Annotated in this window: 4 protein-coding genes; all 4 read right to left on the bottom strand. The window is 60.3% G+C overall.

Annotation, left to right across the window (positions count from 1 at the left end; translation table 11 throughout):
- Nucleotides 1-638 (bottom strand): two-component system response regulator BaeR (gene baeR, locus INF86_RS16480; RefSeq protein WP_193543726.1); only part of this gene is annotated, 638 nt, incomplete at its 3' end.
- On the bottom strand, nucleotides 635-2,038 hold the full coding sequence (baeS, locus tag INF86_RS16475) for a two-component system sensor histidine kinase BaeS (RefSeq protein ID WP_023306582.1): 1,404 nt from the start codon (nucleotides 2,036-2,038) through the stop codon (nucleotides 635-637). The genes baeS and baeR, both read right to left, overlap by 4 nt.
- The gene (locus tag INF86_RS16470) at nucleotides 2,035-3,450 is read right to left on the bottom strand and encodes an MFS transporter (protein WP_032623937.1); all 1,416 of its coding nucleotides are present in this window, start codon (nucleotides 3,448-3,450) and stop codon (nucleotides 2,035-2,037) included. The genes baeS and INF86_RS16470 overlap by 4 nt, the downstream gene beginning before the upstream one ends.
- Nucleotides 3,451-6,016, bottom strand: a 2,566-nt coding sequence (gene mdtC / locus INF86_RS16465; protein ID WP_193543725.1) for a multidrug efflux RND transporter permease subunit MdtC, incomplete at its 5' end; no start/stop codon positions are given.

Raw genomic sequence — 6,016 nt, 5'->3', positions numbered from 1 at the left:
TCCAGCTTGCGGCGCAGGTTTTTGATGTGGCTGTCGATGGTGCGGTCGGTCACCACGCGGTAATCGTCATACAGATGGTTGAGCAGCTGTTCGCGGGAAAACACTTTTCCCGGCTCGTGGGAGAGGGTTTTCAGCAGGCGGAACTCCGCTGGGGTGAGATCCAATAGTTTGCTGCGCCAGCTCGCCTGGAAGCGGCTTTCGTCGACGATCAGCGGGCTTTGTGCATCCAGCACCTGCAATTCACGCTGCGGCTTGCAGCGGCGGAGGATGGTTTTCACGCGAGCGACCACCTCCCGCGGGCTGTAAGGCTTGCAGATGTAATCGTCGGCGCCGATTTCGAGCCCCAGCAGACGGTCGATCTCTTCAATTTTGGCCGTCACCATCACGATGGGCACATCGGAGAAACGACGAATTTCCCGGCACAGGGTCAGGCCGTCAGTACCCGGCAGCATCAGATCCAGCAGGATCAGATCCGGCGGCGTCTGGCGCACGTAGGGCAGCACCTGGTCGCCGTGGCTGATAAGCGTTGGCGCATAGCTCGCAGCGCGCAAATAGTCGATCAGCAGTTGCCCAAGTTTAGGCTCGTCTTCCACGATCAAAATACGCGGTGTGTTGTCGTCAATCGGTAACTCGGTCATGCTTCCCTCGATAAATCCCGTTCCAGAGGTAACTCTACTGTAATGCTAACCCCGCCAAAAGGCGAATGGGCGGCGCGGATGGTGCCACCATGCGCCTCCACAATGTTTACGCAAATCGCCAGCCCAAGGCCGGAGCCCCCGCTGGCGCGGTTACGCGAACCTTCGGTGCGATAGAAGCGCTCGAACAGTTTTTCCAGCTGCGCATCCTTCACGCCAGGGGCGGAGTCCGCAAAGGTCAGGGCAAAGCGCCCGTTTTCCTGCTTGCCGGAGATATGCAACCCGCCGCCGCCGTCGGTGTAGCGGAGGCTGTTCTCCAGCAGATTATTGAACAGCTGCATCAGGCGATCTCTGTCACCGAATACCACCGCGCTGTCAGGCAGCGAGAGGTTGATTTTCAGGTCACGGCTGGCGAAGCGTTCGCGGAACGCGCCGGTCACGACTTCAAGGATATTGATCACGTCGATTGGGGCTTTCTGGTAGGCCAGGGCGCCTTCATCGGACATGGAAAGCTGATGCAGATCGTCCACCAGTTTGGTCAGCGTACCGACTTCCGCCTGTAGCGAGGCCACGGATTCGGGGGTGAACTGCCGCAAGCCGTCCTGAATCGCCTCCAGCTCACCGCGCAGCACCGCCAGTGGGGTGCGCAGCTCGTGCGAAATGTCGGCCATAAAGTCGCGGCGCATCTGCTGGTTTTTCTCCAGCGTGCTGGCGAGCTGGTTGAAGTCCTGCGCCAGCTTGCCCAGTTCATCCTGACTGCGGGTGTCCACGCGGGTCGAGAAATCACCCGCCGCCAGCTTATGCGTGCCTTCCACCAGGCGTTTAACCGGCGCCAGCAGGCCGCGCGCCAGCGGGAAGGTGGCGAGCGCCGCAAGCAGGGTAGAAAGCGCGACAATCAGCCAACTGGTCTGGCGCTGCTGGCGGTCAAAGTTGATGTCGGTGTTGCGCGTCAGCCGCTCGACCGGCGAGGCAATAACCCAGCCCACCGTGGCGCCGTTCGAGGTAATGGCGCGCTTTGTACCGTCCGGCGGTACCGGCGAGCGCGGGCCAACGAGCACGTGCATCTCCTGATCGATCACCCAGAACTGGGTGCGCCAGCCGTGCGGCGGCATGCCCGGCCCCGGGCGGTCGTCGTCATTATCGTGCTCCAGCGAGCGCAGAATTTGAAATATAAAACGATCGTTATTGCGCAGAAAACGCCAGTTACCGTGCAGGCTATACTGTTCCCCCAGCGCGTCGCTTAAGCCCTGTAAGCGCTGTTCGTTACCGTGCTTGATGTAGTCAATAAAGCCGCGCTCAAAGCTGACCCGCACCGCCCAGTGCATGGTAATCAGCAGGACGATACAGGTGGCGAAAATCGCCACAAAAAGCTTACCGGTGATCCCCGGACGCCAGAATTTCATGGTGCACTCCTTTTGCCGCGTCGGATCACAACGTTTTTGGTCGTGTCATTCGGTACTCTGGCAAAGATAAAAGCGGGCAGGGCGATAATTACCGCCATGCTGAGGTAGGTGTATAAAAAGACCTGATGCGCGACGGGGGTGTCGGCGCTGAGATGGTGCTGACCGTACATGCCGAGCAGCAATCCGGCGACCGTGACCCCCACGCTCATAGAGAGCTGCATGATCATCGACAGCAGGCTGTTACCACTGCTCGCCAGTTCGTCCGGCAGATCTTTCAGCGTCAGGGTGTTCATCGACGAGAAGCGCATGGAGTTGATGATCCCCTGGCAGAACAGCACCAGCGGCAGGATGTAGTACCAGCCCAGCAGCGCCACGGTCATAAACAGCAGACTAACCAGCGCCAGCCCGAGCGTGGCGGCCACTAGCACCCGGCGATAGCCAAAGCGGTTTACCACCTGCACCACAATACGCTTCATCCCCATGCTGCCGAGCACCATCGGGATCATCATCAGCCCGGCATGGAACGGCGAGAAGCCCATCCCAATCTGTAAAAATACCGGCGTCATAAACGGCAACATGCCGCTGCCGATGCGTCCGGCAAAGCTGCCGAACAGACCAAGACGGTAGGTGGGATTCTTGAACAGGTTCAGGCTAAACAGCGCGTTAGCGTTGCCTCTGGCATGCCACAGATACCAGAGAATGGCGGTGACACCCAGCGCTACCAGCAGGGCGAGCGACAGGGAGGAGATCCCCAGCCCTTTTTGCCCGTCGAGCGCCAGGGTGAGCGTCGCCATGCCAGCTGCCAGCAGGATGAAGCCAAAGAAATCAAAGCGCCGGGTCTGCATTTTATAGTTCGGCATCAGTGTCAGGGTGGCAATCGCGCCGATAATACCGACTGGCAGGTTGATCAGGAAGATCCAGTGCCAGGAGGCATACTCCACCAGAATACCGCCCAGCGCCGGGCCCAGCAGCGGGCCGACCTGACCGGGCAGGGTGACGAAGGTCATCGCCGCCATATACTGCGCGCGCGGAACAATTTTCATCACCGTTAACCGCCCGACGGGCACCATCATCGCGCCGCCGACGCCCTGTAGCACGCGCGCCATCACCAGCTGGTCGAGGGTATTGGCCTGGGCGCAAAACAGCGACCCGGTGGTAAACAGCACAATGGCGGTGAAGAAGATGTTCCGTACGCCCACTTTATCCGCCAGCCAGCCGCTGGCGGGCAGCATCACGGCGACCGTCAGCACGTAGGCGACAATCACCATATGCATGTGCAGCGGGCTCTCCCCCAGGCTTTTCGCCATTGAGGGGAGGGCTGTGTTCACGATGGTCGTGTCCAGCGACTGCATAAAGAAGCCGAACGCGACGATCCACAATTGCCAGCGAACGTTACTGGGTAGGTCGGTCATTTACTCGGTCACCGTGGTTCTCTTTTTTCGCGAAAAACGCAGCCGCAGGCGGTCAAAGAACAGATAGACTACCGGCGTGGTGTAGAGCGTCAGCAGCTGGCTCATCACCAGGCCGCCAACGATCGTGATCCCCAGCGGCTGGCGCAGTTCAGAGCCGTCACCGCCGGATATGACCAGCGGCAGTGCGCCGAACAGCGCGGCCAGCGTAGTCATCATGATCGGGCGAAAACGCAGCAGACAGGCCTGGAATATCGCCTCGTCCGGCGTCAGGTTGCCGTTGCGCTGGGCGTCCAGGGCAAAGTCGACCATCATTATCGCGTTTTTCTTCACAATACCTATTAATAGCATGATCCCAATGAGCGCGATGAGGCTGAATGGAGCACCGAACAGCTCCAGCGCCAGCAGCGCCCCCACGCCCGCAGAGGGAAGCGTGGAGAGAATGGTCAACGGATGCACGTAGCTTTCGTACAGCACGCCCAACACGATGTACACCGTGGCAATGGCCGCCAGGATCAAAATGACCTGCGAGTTCATGGTGTCCTGGAACACCTGCGCCGTACCGGCAAAGCTGCCGCGCACGGAGGAGGGCACCCCAAGCTGGGTCATGGCGCGGTTAATGGCATCGCTGGCCTCAGACAGCGACGAGCCGGTTGGCAGGTTAAACGACACGGTCGAGGCGGCGGAAAGCCCCTGGTGGTTCACCGACAGCGGCGCGTTTGACGGCTGCCAGCTGGCGAAGTACGACAGCGGGATCGCCTTGCCGTCATCATTGATCACAAACATCTTGTCCAGCGCGCTGATGTCCTGGGTGTAGCGCGGATCAACTTCCATCACCACCTTGTACTGGTTCATCGGCTGAAAGATGGTGGAGACTTCACGCTGCCCGAAGGCGTTGTTAAGCAGGCTGTTGGCCGCCTCCACGTTAATGCCCAGGCGGGCCATAGTTTCACGATCGTAGGTGAGCGCCATCTCCGCGCCGTTGTTCTGGCTGTCGGAGTTCACGTCCGCCAGCTGCGGCAGCGCGGCCAGCGCTTTACGGATCTTCGGCTCCCACTCGCGCAGGGCGGCTAAGTCATCCGAGAGCAGGGTGTACTGATAGCTGGCGTTAGCCTGTCGTCCGCCGACGCGGATATCCTGAACGGCCATCAAAAACAGGTTCGCCCCCGGCTCTTTGGCGAGCTTCACCCGCAAGCGGTCAATGATCTGCTGCGCCGTTTCGTGACGTTCACCGCGCGGCTTAAGGGTAATAAACATCATCCCGCTGTTAACGCGCGAGCCGCCGGTAAAGCCGGTAACGTTGTCTACGGCCGGATCTTCCCGGATGATTTTCATAAAGTCCTGAAGCTTGCCGCGCATCGCCTGGAACGAAATGCTCTGGTCTGCCTGAATACCGCCCATCAGCACGCCGGTATCCTGCTCCGGGAAGAAGGTTTTCGGGATGGTGATATACATCCAGACGTTGAGCCCGATGGTGGCGATAAGCACCAGCCCGACAATACGCGTGTGGTTCAGCACCCATTTCAGCGATTTGCCGTAGCCGGACTGCATCGCCATCAGGACGTGGCCAAAGCCTTTCCTGCGCGGCTGTGAGTGTGGTTGGCTGCGCTTTAGCATCCAGCCGCACATCATCGGCGTTAGCGTCAGCGAAATCACCAGTGAGATACCAATGGCGACGGAGAGCGTGACGGCAAATTCGCGCAGCAGTCGCCCCGGCAGGCCGCCCATCAGCAGCAGCGGCAGGAACACCGCCACCAGCGACAGGCTCATGGACAGGACCGTGAAGCCCACTTCGCGCGTCCCCTGAAGCGCCGCCTGGAGCGGCTTCATGCCCGCTTCCAGATGACGCGAGATATTCTCCAGCACCACGATGGCATCATCCACCACAAAACCGGTGGCAATCGTCAGCGCCATCAGCGACAGGTTGTTAAGGCTAAACCCGCACAGGTACATGGCGGCAAAGGTGCCTATCAGCGATACCGGGACCGCTACCGCCGGGATCAGCGTGGCGCGCCCCGAGCGCAGGAACAGGAACACCACCAGAATTACCAGCGCGACGGAGATGATCAGCGTTTGCTCTACCTCTTCAAGCGAGGCGCGGATGGTGGGGGAGCGGTCCTGCGCAATCTGGAGATCGATGGCCGCCGGAATGGTTTCCTGAAGCTCCGGCAGCCGCGCGCGGATGCTGTTCACCGTCTGAATGATGTTGGCTTCCGGCAGCTTGCGGATCATCAGCAAAATCGCCGGTTTGGCATTGGTCATCCCGGCGTTACGCACGTCCTGCACCGAATCGGTGACGCTGGCGACGTCGCTCAGGCGCACCGCCGCGCCGTTATTGTAGTGAATAATCAACGGCTGATACTCGGCGGCGGTTTTCAGCTCGTCGTTGGTCTGGATCTGCCAGCGGTGGCTGCTGTCCTCAATCGCACCCTGCGGCTTACGCACGTTGGCGTTGCTGATAGCGGATCGTACGTCGTCAAGCGACACGCCCTGATTAAACAGCGCCTGCGGATTCAGCCCCACGCGCACGGCGGGCAAGGAGCTGCCGCCGACGTCCACGTCGCCCACG

This window comes from Enterobacter cloacae complex sp. I1M (assembly GCF_014982425.1).
In the GTDB taxonomy this organism is placed as follows: domain Bacteria; phylum Pseudomonadota; class Gammaproteobacteria; order Enterobacterales; family Enterobacteriaceae; genus Enterobacter; species Enterobacter intestinihominis.
Note: the sequence above shows the minus strand (reverse complement) of the source record. Positions and strands in the feature narration are given on the sequence as shown.